This window comes from Photorhabdus machadonis (assembly GCF_052657765.1).
Genome location: NZ_CP199761.1, coordinates 3,264,284 through 3,279,214 on the forward strand (window position 1 = coordinate 3,264,284; position 14,931 = coordinate 3,279,214).

Annotated in this window: 13 protein-coding genes and 4 tRNA genes; 11 read left to right on the forward strand and 6 right to left on the reverse strand. The window is 38.1% G+C overall.

Annotated features, from left to right (window positions below):
* Positions 1-1,944: 1,944 nt before the first annotated feature.
* Positions 1,945-2,637, reverse strand: a complete 693-nt coding sequence (locus ACUN2T_RS15410) for an MgtC family protein (protein ID WP_445493895.1) — start codon at positions 2,635-2,637, stop codon at positions 1,945-1,947.
* Positions 2,638-3,094: 457 nt separating this feature from the next.
* A complete protein-coding gene (cspE, locus tag ACUN2T_RS15415; protein ID WP_010847246.1) occupies positions 3,095-3,307 on the reverse strand; it encodes a transcription antiterminator/RNA stability regulator CspE in 213 nt (70 codons plus the stop codon).
* Positions 3,308-3,787: 480 nt separating this feature from the next.
* Here cspE and ACUN2T_RS15420 point away from each other — a divergent pair, with 480 nt between their 5' ends.
* The gene (locus tag ACUN2T_RS15420) at positions 3,788-4,306 is read left to right on the forward strand and encodes a YlaC family protein (RefSeq protein WP_445493897.1); all 519 of its coding nucleotides are present in this window, start codon (positions 3,788-3,790) and stop codon (positions 4,304-4,306) included.
* A 118-nt stretch (positions 4,307-4,424) separates the two neighbouring features.
* Positions 4,425-4,500, forward strand: a tRNA-Asn gene (locus ACUN2T_RS15425).
* Between the two features lie 124 nt (positions 4,501-4,624).
* Here the strand turns inward: ACUN2T_RS15425 and ACUN2T_RS15430 are convergent.
* Positions 4,625-5,698 carry a hypothetical protein gene (locus tag ACUN2T_RS15430; protein ID WP_445493898.1) on the reverse strand — a complete coding sequence of 358 codons (1,074 nt, stop codon included), beginning with the start codon at positions 5,696-5,698 and terminating at the stop codon, positions 4,625-4,627.
* Between the two features lie 911 nt (positions 5,699-6,609).
* Here ACUN2T_RS15430 and ACUN2T_RS15435 point away from each other — a divergent pair.
* From ACUN2T_RS15435 to ACUN2T_RS15460, 6 genes are all read left to right on the forward strand, one after another.
* Positions 6,610-6,685, forward strand: a tRNA-Asn gene (locus ACUN2T_RS15435).
* A gap of 239 nt (positions 6,686-6,924) precedes the next feature.
* Positions 6,925-7,000 (forward strand) — tRNA-Asn (locus tag ACUN2T_RS15440).
* Between the two features lie 248 nt (positions 7,001-7,248).
* Positions 7,249-7,324, forward strand: a tRNA-Asn gene (locus ACUN2T_RS15445).
* Positions 7,325-7,541: 217 nt separating this feature from the next.
* On the forward strand, positions 7,542-8,594 hold the full coding sequence (gene pyrC / locus ACUN2T_RS15450) for a dihydroorotase (protein ID WP_445493899.1): 1,053 nt from the start codon (positions 7,542-7,544) through the stop codon (positions 8,592-8,594).
* A gap of 203 nt (positions 8,595-8,797) precedes the next feature.
* A complete protein-coding gene (bssS, locus tag ACUN2T_RS15455) occupies positions 8,798-9,052 on the forward strand; it encodes a biofilm formation regulator BssS (protein WP_133815929.1) in 255 nt (84 codons plus the stop codon).
* Positions 9,053-9,255: 203 nt separating this feature from the next.
* Complete coding sequence (locus tag ACUN2T_RS15460) at positions 9,256-9,858, forward strand: LuxR C-terminal-related transcriptional regulator (RefSeq protein ID WP_445497887.1); 603 nt, start codon at positions 9,256-9,258, stop codon at positions 9,856-9,858.
* A 63-nt stretch (positions 9,859-9,921) separates the two neighbouring features.
* Here ACUN2T_RS15460 and trhO read toward each other — a convergent pair whose 3' ends face one another.
* The 3 genes from trhO to ACUN2T_RS15475 all read right to left on the reverse strand — a co-directional run bounded on the left by trhO (position 9,922) and on the right by ACUN2T_RS15475 (position 11,477).
* The gene (gene trhO, locus ACUN2T_RS15465; RefSeq protein ID WP_445493900.1) at positions 9,922-10,980 is read right to left on the reverse strand and encodes an oxygen-dependent tRNA uridine(34) hydroxylase TrhO; all 1,059 of its coding nucleotides are present in this window, start codon (positions 10,978-10,980) and stop codon (positions 9,922-9,924) included.
* 31 nt (positions 10,981-11,011) lie between these two features.
* Complete coding sequence (locus ACUN2T_RS15470) at positions 11,012-11,149, reverse strand: hypothetical protein (RefSeq protein ID WP_445493902.1); 138 nt, start codon at positions 11,147-11,149, stop codon at positions 11,012-11,014.
* A 91-nt stretch (positions 11,150-11,240) separates the two neighbouring features.
* Complete coding sequence (locus ACUN2T_RS15475) at positions 11,241-11,477, reverse strand: DinI-like family protein (protein ID WP_445493903.1); 237 nt, start codon at positions 11,475-11,477, stop codon at positions 11,241-11,243.
* Positions 11,478-11,618: 141 nt separating this feature from the next.
* Between ACUN2T_RS15475 and ACUN2T_RS15480 the strand changes: the two genes are divergently transcribed.
* The 3 genes from ACUN2T_RS15480 to ACUN2T_RS15490 all read left to right on the forward strand — a co-directional run bounded on the left by ACUN2T_RS15480 (position 11,619) and on the right by ACUN2T_RS15490 (position 14,881).
* Positions 11,619-11,795, forward strand: coding sequence for a hypothetical protein (locus ACUN2T_RS15480; protein ID WP_445493904.1), 177 nt, complete (start codon positions 11,619-11,621; stop codon positions 11,793-11,795).
* A gap of 15 nt (positions 11,796-11,810) precedes the next feature.
* A complete protein-coding gene (locus ACUN2T_RS15485) occupies positions 11,811-12,752 on the forward strand; it encodes a Kdo(2)-lipid IV(A) acyltransferase (protein WP_445493906.1) in 942 nt (313 codons plus the stop codon).
* Positions 12,753-13,342: 590 nt separating this feature from the next.
* The gene (locus ACUN2T_RS15490) at positions 13,343-14,881 is read left to right on the forward strand and encodes a peptide MFS transporter (protein ID WP_445493907.1); all 1,539 of its coding nucleotides are present in this window, start codon (positions 13,343-13,345) and stop codon (positions 14,879-14,881) included.
* Positions 14,882-14,931 lie beyond the last annotated feature (50 nt).

Genomic DNA, 14,931 nt, shown 5'->3' on the forward strand with positions numbered 1-14,931 from the left:
ATATAAAGAAGGTATTACTTTAATGAGCAATTTATTTCCCCATATAAATAGTAGTTATACTTTTTCAAGTGACTATAACCACTCTCCGAGCATGGAAATTAATGCGACAATTGATGACGGTCTCATCTAACCATAGAAAACATTCTTAGGACAAAAACTCTAAACCCATTAGCTGATTAAATGAGAAAAGAATAAAATAGATATCGAGAATCATTATCAGTTATGCAATCAATAATACTGAACATATCGTTGTATCTTGGATAAAAGATATCCTTCATGAGAGCAAAATACAAACAAATCTCATCTACCATTTAATACACCAATCTGGATAAAATAAAACCACACGAACAACATTTATTACTTAAAAATCTCATCATGTCAATATATATGTCTGCATAACAAACCAATTCTGCCAATACAATAAAATATCCAATATTTTTAGTCCTTCATTGATACAATTTTCTCATAAACTCCCTATCCATTTTATCTCAATGTAAAGAAAGCTATGAAATATCACATATCAAATTTTGTACTAGTAAATGAATATTTTTCATCAGGAAAAATGAAATAAAAATGCTGGCAGTTAACATTGAAAAAACATTACTAAAGTCTGAACTTACCGTTATATTCAAGCACTTGATGATATTCCCTCGCGTCTATCTCTCTTAACTATCCTTTGTCTAATCCCCGCTGGTTTTTCTCAAGTCGGGTAATATCCATCACTTTTTTTTGTATATCTGTACCTGTTGTAACATCAACGTATCTTAATACCATGACCTTATTAATGTCATTACCAGGTAAGCCCTCCGTATACCGGTTCTTTTATAACATGGGATTTTTACAACGCCTCAGTTCACTAAATACCGCTCCTATTCCATTTACCAAGATCCCAGCACCGACTTGCTCAGTTTGTTGGGTTATTAAAATAACATCGAAATCTAATCCTACATCATGACAAACCATGACAGTAATAACAGAATTATCTTCGGTAAGAACTTTTACTGTCCTTCCATACTCTCTTAATACAGAAATAGCAAAGGTGGATCTCTTCTCTACAGGAACAAAAAAAGTTAGTCACTCTTGTAATATCACGACTCTTTCACCATCAAAAAGCAGTAAGTGTTTTTACTTTATCATCGAACAAATATCGAACTGCTAAATTAATACACTGAAATTTTGCCTGATGGTAACCATTAGCTACTACCATTATTTTTTCACGGTATACTTCATCAAGCAGAATTATTATCTATTTTACTCTTATATAAGAACAAACTTAGATCATTCCTTCTACTTCACTTTTGCAAGTAAAATGATATTTCCACTGAAAGTTCTGAGCAGTAATAGACAGCCGATGCCGAACAAAATAAAAGGGTAACTCATCAATTTTTCTGTATCCGCGTATGCTACCTGTATCAGCTTTACCCAACCAAACTTGATGTGAGAATGACAACCATCAGCAACATGTCAATAATTAATTTGATGATAATTACCACAGTAAAAAATACTAAATTTAACCATCCACATTCTAATAAAACCATTAATAAATAATATCCCAAAAAAACCATTATCTCTATAAAGCAAATTTGTAACCAACTCATCTCAAGAAAAAAGTAGCAAGAATACAATATCGCCTAGTACAAGATATTTGATTGCTAGATCTTAAATAGGGATTTTCAAAACTACGACTTCGGGTTGCCTCCCTTGAACTGATCACAGATTTACCGGATTTGTTTATAATTCATCCTTTCCAAAACCACCAATATATAAGCAAAAGCGCAACTGGTTAAATATAACCCATATTATTCGGAAAATAGTTTCTTAATTACGCGTTGCCTAACTGAAAAAACATGCTGTAGGCAACGCTCTATTTGTTTTACATGATGGAAAAGTCGTGATTCTTTATCGAACAAAATTATTATTGTTTTATACAAATAATTTTCAGATTTATAGTTCAGAAGCAATTTTCCAGTTTATTGAGCTAACGCTTCTTTCCAAACTCATACGACAAACAATCGCTTCTATCTCTTTTTGATCAGTGAGTGTTGCTAATACTTCAGCACACACTTCAAGTTTTCCAGGTTGGATCATATCAGTGAAACTCAGTGATTGTAGCCTCACGGCTACGCCATTAAGAGCCTGTAATACTAAAGATCTTACCAAAACTCCATCATTACTGTCACATACTACGTGAATTTTATAACGCTGTGCCTGATCAGTGGCCAGCTGTCTGGGGTGTAAATTAATTCGTTGAGCAGCTTCACGTAATAATATATTTGCGCAAAGAATAATCGCTGTCGCTATCGTAGCCAGCCAATACTGCCCAAGGCCACACAGGACACCAATTCCAGCGGAACACCACAAAGTTGCGGCGGTATTTAATCCACGAATATTCATGCCTTCTCGCATAATGACACCGGCACCAAGGAAACCAATCCCTGAAACAACCTGCGCAGCAATACGACCAGCACTATCTGGTGAAATTGTTATTGAACTGAGTATAAAAACAGCGGCACCAGTCGCAACTAATGCATTAGTTCTTAAACCCGCCATACGTTGACGCCATTGACGTTCAGCACCAATTAACGCACCAAAGCACATAGCTGATAATAAATGAAAGACAAAAGGAGTTATTAACATGACATTCTCCATACAACTAAATGGATAAATAATCATGTGCATTTATTTTGCACACAGAAATTTGTGCCGAATGTTTAATTCAGCATTATTTTCTGTACATACCTGGAGGTAACAAAATGTAAATATATAACAGCATAATAGAAAACCCAATATACTATCCTCAGTGGCTCCACTGAGTACCGGATAATACCGTCTTTGAGTAAGTACAGCTCAGATATTTTGAGTGGTACCGCCCGCCTTGTTCAGCAAGCAGCAAATCGAAAGGAAATGAACAGCTTGCCGTTTTATTTTTTATTTAACCAAAAACTTCGACTGTCCAATGAATCTAATCTCCCCAATAAAGTTTGCACGAAGTATAGTCAGGAGTACTGAATAAGTAAAGAAAGATATTACTCTAACAAAGAAAAAGCCCGCCACTATATTAAGACAATGACGGACTTAAAAATCATTCAGGCAATCAGATAGCAGTTACGTTTGCTGCTGCTGGGCCTTTAGCACCATTTTCAATGGTGAATTCTACGTTCTGGCCTTCTGCCAACGTTTTGAAACCGTTACCCTGAATGGCAGAGAAGTGAACGAATACGTCTTTGCTACCGTCAGCTGGGGTGATGAAACCGAAGCCTTTAGACTCGTTGAACCACTTCACTTGACCTTTCATTTTGTCAGACATTGTGACTTTCCTATATATCAAAAAAATTTTGCCAACATGGGCATGTACTGGCCAGTTATCAGCTATTACTTATGGAGGCACTAAGAAGGAAACGCGTCAACAAAGGCTATCTGAGGATAACACTTACACATAACTCATTAACTCAAGATGTCGTACATAAAGTAGGTCTGTTTATCAGGCCGGCTGCATTAACTCATGATAGAAAAAGAATAGCAACCTTTTTATGCGTTAGTGTTTTAAAAAAAACGTTTACGCTCATTATTAGAGCAATAATATAAAAAATAAAGTCATTGTTTATAAGTTTTTTTGATTTATTCAACCTTTATCTTAATGAAAGTATTAAGATTAATCATAATCAATAACAGTTGGTAAATTAAAATAAAACAACTGATCTACGTCAGATCATCTCTCTCATGCTAGCCTTAAAGACCGATAACTATGAAAATATTTCACTTTCTCTTCATTTAATCAGGTCAACATATGACTATCATTAAGCAGATACTGATTCAGGATCTTGAACGAATCAACATTGAAGAACAGCGTGATGGCAAACTTCGTTTTAACAGCCAGTTTATCAGCAGCCATCCTTACCTTTGCTTGGCTATGCTCGTATCTTATCTGACTCTCACTGCGCTTATCTGGTATGCCCCATACTTTGGTTTACTGTCATTGCTAGCCTTCACCGTACTTTTCATTGTTATGGCGGCTGTTTTATTATTCGAAATTAAGCCCATATATCGGTTTGATGATATCGGTGTGCTTGATCTACGGGTATGTTACAACGGCGAATGGTTTGTCAGCGAAAAAATTTCAGACCAAGCAATCAAAGAGCTTCATCTCCATCCTCATGTTCCGTTGGCAATAAAGGATGAAATCAAGCACATTATAAAAATGAAAGGTGAAATACATTTTTATGATGTTTATATCATGACAATCACTGAGCAATCTCACACAGCAACACCATTGCCGATAATGAATAAATGCACTCAATTTCAGTAAAATAGCACAGTTATAACACAATGCGTTCACATAGCGAACAAACAATAAAGCAGTAAGATTTTTTGTGTTGACAGCGTTTCGGTTCATCGCTAATATTCGCCCCGTTCCCAAGAACGATTCCTCCATAGTTCAGTCGGTAGAACGGCGGACTGTTAATCCGTATGTCACTGGTTCAAGTCCAGTTGGAGGAGCCAAATTCAAGTCTGGAGATACTACAAAGAATTTCCAGCACTATCAGATGAAAAGTCTGTGAAAAAGCCCAATGAAAATTGGGCTTTTTTTATGTATGCAACAGCACATTTAGGAATACCAACCTGATTAATCCAGGACTACTTTATAAATTTTTTCTTTAGATTTATGCAGTATGTTTACTTCATCAACAAATGATATTTCGTAATGAATTCTTACCCATCCATTACTTATATAATTGAAGAAATCAATACCCCCCGGCTGACCATCAGCATTTTCTTTAGGATTAATTACAGCTAAATGGAAAATATTATTTTCATTATCACTAAAAGGCTCTATCTTTAATACTATTTCGCCTACATCCTGATTATCATCAGAATACCCTTTAATGTGAACTGTACCTTTTTTCAATACCTTATCTTTAAGTTTAATATCACTGACCATAATATTGATATCATAATCAATAATACTCTCACCAATTGGCCGGCCTCTGCTCTCATCATATTCATCAATATAAGGCACTTCCAGATCACGACGAATCTGAACTGTTTCAGGAGCTTCATCAAGCTCTACAAGCACACGTTGAACAGTAGAGAATTTAGCGCTGCCACTTTCGCTAATAGTATAATAAACACTATGGTGTTTACCCGCAGTAAGAAGAGAATTCTTTACCGGCAAGCTACGAATATCATTATTATCTTGTACACTTGGAACAACTTCAATATTATCATCAAAAATAAATTTCAGTTCATGCTTATTTAAAATATTCGAATCAGTAAAAAGTACTTTAACACCTGCTCTTATATCACCACTGTCAATAACATTATCATAATTTGCCGGATATATAGGTGCTGCCAATCCTGTTGATTTTAGCTTGAATCGATCGAGAACAGCTTCTGCGACTACACTGCCACTCGCATCTGTTATTTCAGCAACAAATTTGATTGTGGCATTAACCTTTTGATCTGTTTTAACTTTTATCAATATTTCAGATGCTCTACTGATAGAATCAAATACGTTATTGTTATTTACAATTTCATATTCGCCCTCATTCAAGCCATGCACTACAATTTTACTTTTGTAATTATCTAATGATGTCGAACCATCATCATCCTTTGGAACTACAAACAATCGCAATGGAACGTTAAACCAATCTTTATGTGAAACCCAGTTAGTTACATCAGTATTAATTAAAAACTTCATGACTTTTCCTCATTTGTTTTATAGAAATCACCAGAAAATTAGCCACTCTTTTCGGGAGAAATATTATCTACTGACTTTATATTTAGAATTATCCTCACCTCCTTAACAATAATTTAATTTTATAATTATGAATTTTTATTTATTCGATTTTTAATGTTTTTTCTGAAATGGATTTTCATTTTTTACTGCATTTTTTATATTAATTAAAATCTATTATTAAATTAAAAAATATCCTAAATAGCTTTTCATAATACCGATACAGTTGGTCTATTTGATTAATGTCCGAGTAGTGCAAGTCTGATGCTTGATAGGCAGCACTAACTTATCGCTCTGCTATGCATAGCGCACAACCCTTGCTACACAAAGCGTTGTACGAAGTGGAGCACTATTTTGGAAAGTTATTTAGCGCGTTAGCGAAAAATAAAACTTAATTATCAACAGCGAGCTATTTATAGCTGCTTAAGTCTCGATTAACACCCTGTTTGAAAAATTCGACGCCAGATAACTAATTACTTTTTCAATTAAGAATTATAGACAAGTAAACTTACTAATAAATATCAAAAGACAATAAGTGATCTGTTAAAATAAATAAAATAGGAAAATTATTATTAAATATAAAAATCCTATAAATAACATTAAAATAAAGTTACTGAATATATATTTACTGATCTGTTTAATACTCATGATTAATTATTTTATAAATAAAAAAAAGATAATATTTACACTATCCAATTATCATAGATGGATATTAGTTAATTCTTGTATTTCCTGAACTGGAAAGTTTAATTGACTAAAAAATAGCAAAAAACATCATTTTGAACACCAGTTAATCAATCAAACTCAATTCTTACTTTTCCCCTTTGACAAGCCCCAAATACCCAGCTATTATTCGCCTCGTTCTCAAGAACGATTCCTCCATAGTTCAGTCGGTAGAACGGCGGACTGTTAATCCGTATGTCACTGGTTCGAGTCCAGTTGGAGGAGCCAAATTAGGAAAGCCCGCTTAGTGCGGGCTTTTTGCTTTTCTGATGCCACTAATTACTGATGACGTAACATAATAACCCTGATAAATCCGCTTCTATAACATACAGTTCCAGCAAACAAGCTTTCGTTCAGCATAAAAACAGCCAAAAAGTTCAGATTGCCAGCAAACAAACCCTATTTGTTGTTTTCTGCTTTGACAAAGCAAAAGTGTGCCGCTAATATGCACCCCGTTGTGAAGCAATTCCTCCATAGTTCAGTCGGTAGAACGGCGGACTGTTAATCCGTATGTCACTGGTTCAAGTCCAGTTGGAGGAGCCAAATTAAGAAAAACCCGCTTAACGCGGGTTTTTTGCTTTTCTGATTTCACTAGTTACCCTGGCATCGTTACACAAACACAATCATTCTTTCCAATCCACTCTCATAGCATATAATCCCATCAAATAACCATTATTTAGCATAAAAACAAATCAACAAGCTCATTTTCAAAGCAAACAAACACTATTTGTTGTTTTCTACTTTGACAAAGCAAAAATGTGCCGCTAATATGCGCCCCGTTGTGAAGGAGTTCCTCCATAGTTCAGTCGGTAGAACGGCGGACTGTTAATCCGTATGTCACTGGTTCGAGTCCAGTTGGAGGAGCCAACTTCATTTCTTGTTTTACCCTCATATTTTATTTTTTCCTTGTTGATAAGAAAATCCACCTCTGATTACCCTAAGCTTGTTGATTTAGCTAAATTTTTTACTAAAGATTACATTCATTAATAGCTATTTAACTGTTTTAGCTTTATTATCCATTCCCGGCTTGAATATGCTGAACTCAGCATATTTCCTTCCTATCATATATATTGGAGCCGGTTTCATGACCACTAAATCATATACAATAAAAATCCGCCGCCCTGATGACTGGCACATTCATTTCCGTGATGGTGAAATGCTAAAAACCGTCGTTCCCTACACCAGTCACTATTTCGGGCGGGCTATCGTCATGCCTAATCTGCTTCCGCCGATTACAAAAGTGGCGAGTGCCAAAGCCTATCGAGACAGAATACTAGCAGCCGTCCCCGAAGGAGATAATTTCCAGCCTCTTATGACTTGTTATCTCACTGATTCGACTGATAGTTCTCAGGTAGAAATTGGTTATAAAGAAGGCATTTTTACCGCTTGTAAGCTCTACCCTGCCAATGCCACAACCAATTCAAGTCACGGTGTCTCTGATATAAAGAATATTTATCCATTATTAGGAATGATGGAAAAACTGGGAATGCCTCTGCTCGTACACGGCGAAGTTACTGCTTCTCATATTGATATTTTTGATCGAGAAGCCCGTTTTATTGAACAGGTGATGGAACCATTGCGTAATCAGTTCCCAGCACTGAACGTTGTATTTGAACATATAACAACCAAAGAAGCCGCACAATATGTACTGGAAGGCGGCAATAATCTGGGAGCAACATTGACTCCACAGCATCTCATGTTCAACCGTAACCATATGCTGGTTGGTGGAATACGCCCACACTTGTACTGTCTGCCTATTCTGAAACGCAATATTCATCAGGATGCTTTGCGAGCCGCCGTCGCCAGTGGCTGTGATCGCTTTTTCTTAGGTACAGACTCTGCGCCACACGCACTACACAAAAAAGAGTCACCCTGTGGTTGTGCTGGCGTATTTAACGCACCATCTGCGTTATCGGCTTACGCAACAGTGTTTGAAGAGATGAATGCATTACAACATTTTGAAGCTTTCTGTTCACTTAATGGCCCTAAATTTTATGGACTGCCCGTCAACGAAGGTTTTGTCGAATTGACTCGCAAATCTTCCACGGTCATTGAGCACATTGATTGCAACAATGAAAAACTTATTCCATTTCTGGCTGGCGAAGATGCCCGCTGGGAAGTAAAAATAGCGGACTGATATACACATGGGGATAGTCATCGTCCCCATTAATTTACATGGCCTATCAATCCACCAGCAAATGGGTCAATAATTCCTAACAAAAAACCTTCTTACTTTCATTAAAAAGCATATACTGATAATGACTCATTCAAGAATGAGGTAGTTTGCTCTTAGTCAATGATATTAATAAATAATGCAGTGATCTGATTAGGAGGTGTTTTATGGGCAGTAAAGATGAAGTTATTCAAACGCATCCTGTTGTAGGTTGGGATATCAGTACCGTTGATACGTATGATGCTGTGATGCTACGCCTTCACTATTTGTCCTCCCAAGATCAAACACCAGAACATGTCATGGTAGATCGAACCTTATGGTTGACAACTGACATTGCAAAACAGTTGATATACATCCTCCAGGCAGGAATTGAAAAGATCGAATCCTCAGAATACAGCGATCTGAACCATACTAAGCATTAATAATCTCAAGCCCGGACACCCAAATAACTGGGTGTCCGGCCTGGAGGCACATTGATTCACCCCAACGATTTTGTCTACAATACCATATCATTAGATAATAATTTCGGATTAAGCTGACTTAACTATCGCAATTGCCGAGTTGACTCTCGATAGATAAGGCGTTTATTGTGAGTTCGGCCAAACAGGAACAGGGGCGTACAATAATGAAAATCTTAGTCGTTGAAGAGTGCTATTACACCCGTTCAGGTATCAGTGAGTTTTTAAAGAAAAACAACAATGTTGAAAATATTGAAATTGTTGATTTACCTTCAATTAACGAAGCTATAGATATTGTAGCTCGTTTTTCTCCTGATATTGTTTTAGCTAATTTAACTCATTATTATCATCATTCGAGTTATTGCTCTAATTTACAGAAATTCATTACTCTTATAGATAACGCACGTATCTATATATACCTTAATAGCGCCTACCCTTACTGTGAAAATTATATTGCACTGAAAAATAATGCTTTTATTTTGGCAAAAAAAAGCCTTCCCTATTTGCTTAATAAATTGAGTAAAATAACATTACAAGAAATTCAGAAACATCGAGTATCAATTGATGAACATTGTTCCATTTTTAGTCCACAAGAGCATAAAGTCATCGATTACTGGATGCAAGAAACTCCAAATTACCGGATATCCCAAAAACTAAACATCAGTGACAGTACAGTATATTCTCATAAAAGGCATATTACTGAAAAAATAAAAGTACATAATAGAATTGAACTCTGTTTTATTTACAATGTATTTAAATATCTCTACTGAAAAAGCTATTATCTTAAAATCAATAAACTGGCACAACTATCTCTGTGCCAGCCATTGACAATACTATTTAGTCAACTGTAATGAGGTAATATTCAATCCATCCTGTAAACGATGCCGGGATTTATTAAATACTTTTGCTCCATTTTCTCGACCAGCCCGACGAACACGCTGTTCCGTTTCTGGTAGCCTGACTTCTTCCCCACATGCTTCACTGCAACAACCTTCAAATTTAGCGGCACATTCCGGGCACTGAATAAACAACAGGTGGCAACCATCATTCTTACAATTAGTATGGCTATCACAAGACGCTCCACATTGATGGCAATGAGCAATGACATCATCTGAAATACGTTCTCCCATCCGCTCATCAAATACAAAGTTTTTACCCATAAAACGCACTGGTAATCCCTGCGCCCTGGCTTTACGGGCATATTCGATAACACCGCCTTCTACGTGATATACGTTTTTAAAACCATTGTGCAACATATAAGCACTGGCCTTTTCACACCGAATACCACCGGTGCAATACATCACAATGGTTTTATCCTTATTATCCTGCAACATTTCCACTGCCATTGGCAATTGTTCGCGGAAGGTATCAGAAGGAATTTCAATGGCATTTTCAAAATGCCCGACTTCATATTCATAGTGATTACGCATATCGACAAATAGCGCCTCAGGATCATCCAACATCTGGTTGACCTGCTCTGCTTTAAGATATTCACCGGTTTTTGATGAATCAAAAGTTTCATCTTCAATACCGTCAGCCACGACGCGGTCACGCACTTTCATACGCAAAACCCAGAAAGATTTTCCATCATCATCAAGTGCGATATTCAACCTCAGATTATCCAACGCAGGATCAACGCCATACAATAACGCTTTGAATGCTTCCAGATGATGAGTTGGTAAACTTATCTGTGCGTTGATCCCCTCTTTGGCAATATAAACCCGACCAAATACTGAAAGCTCAGTAAACTGTTGATACAGGCTGTTACGGAAAGCCAGAGGATCTAATATATTAAAATATTTATAAAAAGAGATGGTAGTACGAGGCTGGCTCTCCGCCAGCATACGTTCTTTCAACTCTTTATTAGAAATGCGGTTATGTAACACTGGCATGGTGTACTTTCCTGAATTTCAAGTCATAAGATTAAATGTAATAAGTGATGGCCTCCGCCATCAAGCGGGTATGATAACGAAAATGATTTTCAACGAGTAGTAATTTGTAACGCGGTAACAGGAAATCAATAATAAAATGGGAGGTCTTCCCCTCCCATTGATTGATCATGAAATCCTTCACATCACAGACTATAGGATAAGCACCTCAGATTGCTGGCAACCGGCAGGTTTAACTGACTGTCATTTGGCTTAACCCTCATTCAGGGCTGGAACCAATCATCAGCACTTTCCCATGTCTCTTGCAGAATTTCTTCAACGACTTTCCTGTCATCGGGAGTACCACCACGGACGGATAGCCCATCATTACCCGCTAACTTCACATTGGTTTTAATATCAGGCCAACGGCGTTTAAGACGGTTATCCAGTTCTACAGCAAGAGCAAGGACAGCACCTTTTGGCAACTTCTTAGATTTATCGATTGTCACTTCTACATGCATAGTTTTTCCCTCCACAAACAACACTGTTTATACAAACAGTAATATTATCCACACGCATTGTAAATAGCTTCTGGAAAACTATTTTAATAATTATTTATCAACAAGTTATTAGGCATCATTCTTTACGGATAGCAAAACTGGATGGCAGACGAGCACGCTACTATACTGGCGAAAGAAAGCAGCAAGCAGTTTAGTAAAGCCGGCCAGAACATGACTCACCATCGATATCCTAAACATTTCATGTCTGAAAACTTCGATATCCCGTCAAAAAGTGTCACAATAGGCGAATTGTTTTGTCCATCTTATTTGGAACCATAAATAACCTGAGAATCCATGATACACTCACCTTCTTTTCAACGCTCATTGCTTCATCCCCGTCATTGGCTTACCTGGTTTGGTATCAGTCTGCTTTATTTGCTGGTCCTGCTCCCCTACCCCATGATTTATTGGATAGGCACCCGTCTGGGCAGATTCTCCATGCGCTTTCTGAAAAAACGCACCAGAATTGCCGAAAGAAATCTTGAGCTATGTTTTCCGGATATGTCTCAAGAGAAACGCAGTGAGCTGCTAATAAAAAACTTCGAATCCGTCGGAATGGGGATATTTGAAACAGGTATAGCCTGGTTTTGGCCGGACTGGCGGGTAGAACGCTGGTTTAACGTTATCGGGCGGGAAAATATCCAGAAAATCCAGGCTCGCGAACAAGGAATTATTGTTATCGGTATTCATTTCCTGACACTGGAACTGGGTGCCCGAATTCTCGGTTTACTCAATCCGGGAATTGGTGTTTATCGCCCAAATGATAATCCGGTTATGGATTGGTTACAAACATGGGGACGACTGCGCTCCAACAAATATATGCTGGATAGGAAAGATGTCAAAGGCATGATCCGCTGCCTGAAAAATGGTGAAATCGTCTGGTACGCGCCCGATCATGATTACGGCCCACGAAATAGCGTATTCGCGCCACTATTTGCGGTAGAACATGCCGCAACAACCACAGGTACCTCTATACTTGCGCGTCTCGCTGATCCGGCAATGATCCCATTTACCCCCCGCCGTCTGCCTGACGGAAAAGGTTATGAGTTAATTATTCAACCTGCGGTAGATGGGTTCCCTAAAGATGATGAAGTGAAAGCAGCAGCTTTTATGAACAAAGTCGTGGAACAGGAGATCTTACAGGCTCCTGATCAATATATGTGGCTACATCGTCGCTTTAAAACCCGGCCTAACGGTCAGCCTTCTCTGTACGGGCAGGCTGACAAAGTCCATTAAATATCATTATGGCTGTTTCGTAGATGCAGAAACAGCCATAATGAGTTTCACATACAGCCTAATAATCCATTATTTTATTCCAATATTGATGTTGTACCTTTTAATCTGATTTATTAGCTATGTTTATATAAAAAATATAAACTAAAGTAGCTAAATAAACACATAGCTAATAATCAAATGACTGTACTTTTTTACCTTTCATTATCACTCTCAATATCTGGCCTCTGAAAAGATTATGTATGTATTATCCCTATTACTTAATTTATTACTCTAAAATCTTTTCATTTACAAAAACATGAAAAATATAAATAAGTCAATAGGCCTCATCATCACTTCAATCAACCCGTGGTGAAAAATGAGATTTCTGTCGAACTTTGCTATGAAAAATGGAATGTAAAGTAAGAGATATCCTGTTTATTAATAAAATTAGCCGAAAAGTATGTTAAAAACATATTAATAAGACAGGACGTCATTTAATAAAAAAACGTGGCTTTGTTGTTTGCTCTAAACCAAAGCTGAGAGAGCTTTTTAAAGGCTTGATTTGTTGCACACATGACACTCCTGGCGTGCAGTATTATAGGAAAACTTAGATGCAATCCTCCATTAACAACACAAAAAACCGAACCTTCTTCGGACATCCTTATCCATTAAGTTCCCTGTTTTTCACAGAAATGTGGGAACGTTTCTCTTACTACGGCATTCGCCCACTACTGATCTTATTTATGGCCGCATCCATCTATGATGGTGGCATGGGTATTCCCCGTGAACAGGCCTCTGCTATCGTCGGTATTTTTGCCGGGTGTGTCTATTTGACAGCCCTGCCCGGCGGCTGGCTGGCGGATAACTGGTTGGGCCAACGTCAAGCTGTCTGGTATGGTTCGATCATTATTGCATTAGGGCATCTGTCTATCGCCCTCTCCGCGTTTTTAAGTCATTATTTGTTCTTTATTGGTTTGTTATTGATCGTATTAGGTACAGGACTGTTTAAAACCTGTGTCACCGTCATGGTCGGAACTCTGTATAAAAAAGAGGATCCACGTCGTGATGGTGGTTTTTCCCTATTTTACATGGGGATTAACATCGGTTCCTTTATTGCTCCTCTGACGACTGGCTTGCTGGTTCGTGACTATGGCTGGCACTGGGGTTTTGGTATCGGAGGGTTGGGAATGCTGGTTGCCCTATTGATATTCCGCTTCTACACGATCCCTTTGATGCGCCAATATGATAAAGAGGGTGGTTTGGATTCAAGCTGGGACCGCCCTACAGTGAAGCGTAAAAACGTTGGAAAATGGGTTTTTACTACGGTCATCGCTATCATTGCCATTATTGCTCTGCTAATCCTTGGTGTCATTCCATTCAATCCAGTAGCCGTAGCCCGCGCAATGGTTTATGTGATCTCATTCTGTGTAACACTTTACTTTGCCTATCTGTTCCTGTTTGCCGGCTTAAGCAGTAGTGACCGTTCACGTCTGCTAGTCTGTTTGATTCTGCTAATATCTGCTGCATTCTTCTGGTCTGCATACGAGCAAACACCAACTTCATTAAACCTGTTTGCCAATGATTATACTGACCGTATGGTGATGGGGTTTGAGATACCGACAGTATGGTTCCAATCAATTAATGCGCTGTTTATTATCCTGCTGGCCCCCGTATTCAGTTGGTTCTGGCCCAGATTGGCAAAAAACAATATCAACCCGAGCAGTATCAGTAAATTCATTATTGGTATTCTGTTCGCTGCCGGTGGTTTTGGTGTGATGATTCTGGCTGCACAAAATGTACTGGCAACAGGTGAAACCGTTTCTCCTTTCTGGCTGGTATCCAGTTCTCTGTTTCTGACACTCGGTGAACTGTGCCTTAGCCCGATTGGCCTTGCCACTGTGACGCTGCTGGCACCATCACGAATGCGTAGTCAGATAATGGGCTTGTGGTTCTGTGCAAATGCACTGGGTAATCTGGCTGCTGGTCTGATTGGTGGGCATGTTCGTGCGGATCAACTGGACAGCCTGCCTGATCTGTTCTCCCGTGTCTCTCTGGCCCTGGTGATTTGTGCAGCCGTGCTGATGGTGTTAATTGTGCCCATTCGCCGCCTGCTTAATAATGCCGATAAATCAGAAATGAAAACTCAATAATATCTATAGCCAGCATAAAGCTATCTTATGATTCAGATGGCTTTATGCTC

What these genes read in the sequence shown, in the direction of transcription:
- ACUN2T_RS15410 (WP_445493895.1), bottom strand. Translation starts at nt 2,637, where the DNA reads ATGTTAATAACTCCTTTTGTCTTTCATTTATTATCAGCTATGTGCTTT.
- cspE (WP_010847246.1), bottom strand. Translation starts at nt 3,307, where the DNA reads ATGTCTGACAAAATGAAAGGTCAAGTGAAGTGGTTCAACGAGTCTAAA.
- ACUN2T_RS15420 (WP_445493897.1), top strand. Translation starts at nt 3,788, where the DNA reads ATGACTATCATTAAGCAGATACTGATTCAGGATCTTGAACGAATCAAC.
- ACUN2T_RS15430 (WP_445493898.1), bottom strand. Translation starts at nt 5,698, where the DNA reads ATGAAGTTTTTAATTAATACTGATGTAACTAACTGGGTTTCACATAAA.
- pyrC (WP_445493899.1), top strand. Translation starts at nt 7,542, where the DNA reads ATGACCACTAAATCATATACAATAAAAATCCGCCGCCCTGATGACTGG.
- bssS (WP_133815929.1), top strand. Translation starts at nt 8,798, where the DNA reads ATGGGCAGTAAAGATGAAGTTATTCAAACGCATCCTGTTGTAGGTTGG.
- ACUN2T_RS15460 (WP_445497887.1), top strand. Translation starts at nt 9,256, where the DNA reads ATGAAAATCTTAGTCGTTGAAGAGTGCTATTACACCCGTTCAGGTATC.
- trhO (WP_445493900.1), bottom strand. Translation starts at nt 10,980, where the DNA reads ATGCCAGTGTTACATAACCGCATTTCTAATAAAGAGTTGAAAGAACGT.
- ACUN2T_RS15470 (WP_445493902.1), bottom strand. Translation starts at nt 11,149, where the DNA reads ATGATCAATCAATGGGAGGGGAAGACCTCCCATTTTATTATTGATTTC.
- ACUN2T_RS15475 (WP_445493903.1), bottom strand. Translation starts at nt 11,477, where the DNA reads ATGCATGTAGAAGTGACAATCGATAAATCTAAGAAGTTGCCAAAAGGT.
- ACUN2T_RS15480 (WP_445493904.1), top strand. Translation starts at nt 11,619, where the DNA reads ATGGCAGACGAGCACGCTACTATACTGGCGAAAGAAAGCAGCAAGCAG.
- ACUN2T_RS15485 (WP_445493906.1), top strand. Translation starts at nt 11,811, where the DNA reads ATGATACACTCACCTTCTTTTCAACGCTCATTGCTTCATCCCCGTCAT.
- ACUN2T_RS15490 (WP_445493907.1), top strand. Translation starts at nt 13,343, where the DNA reads ATGCAATCCTCCATTAACAACACAAAAAACCGAACCTTCTTCGGACAT.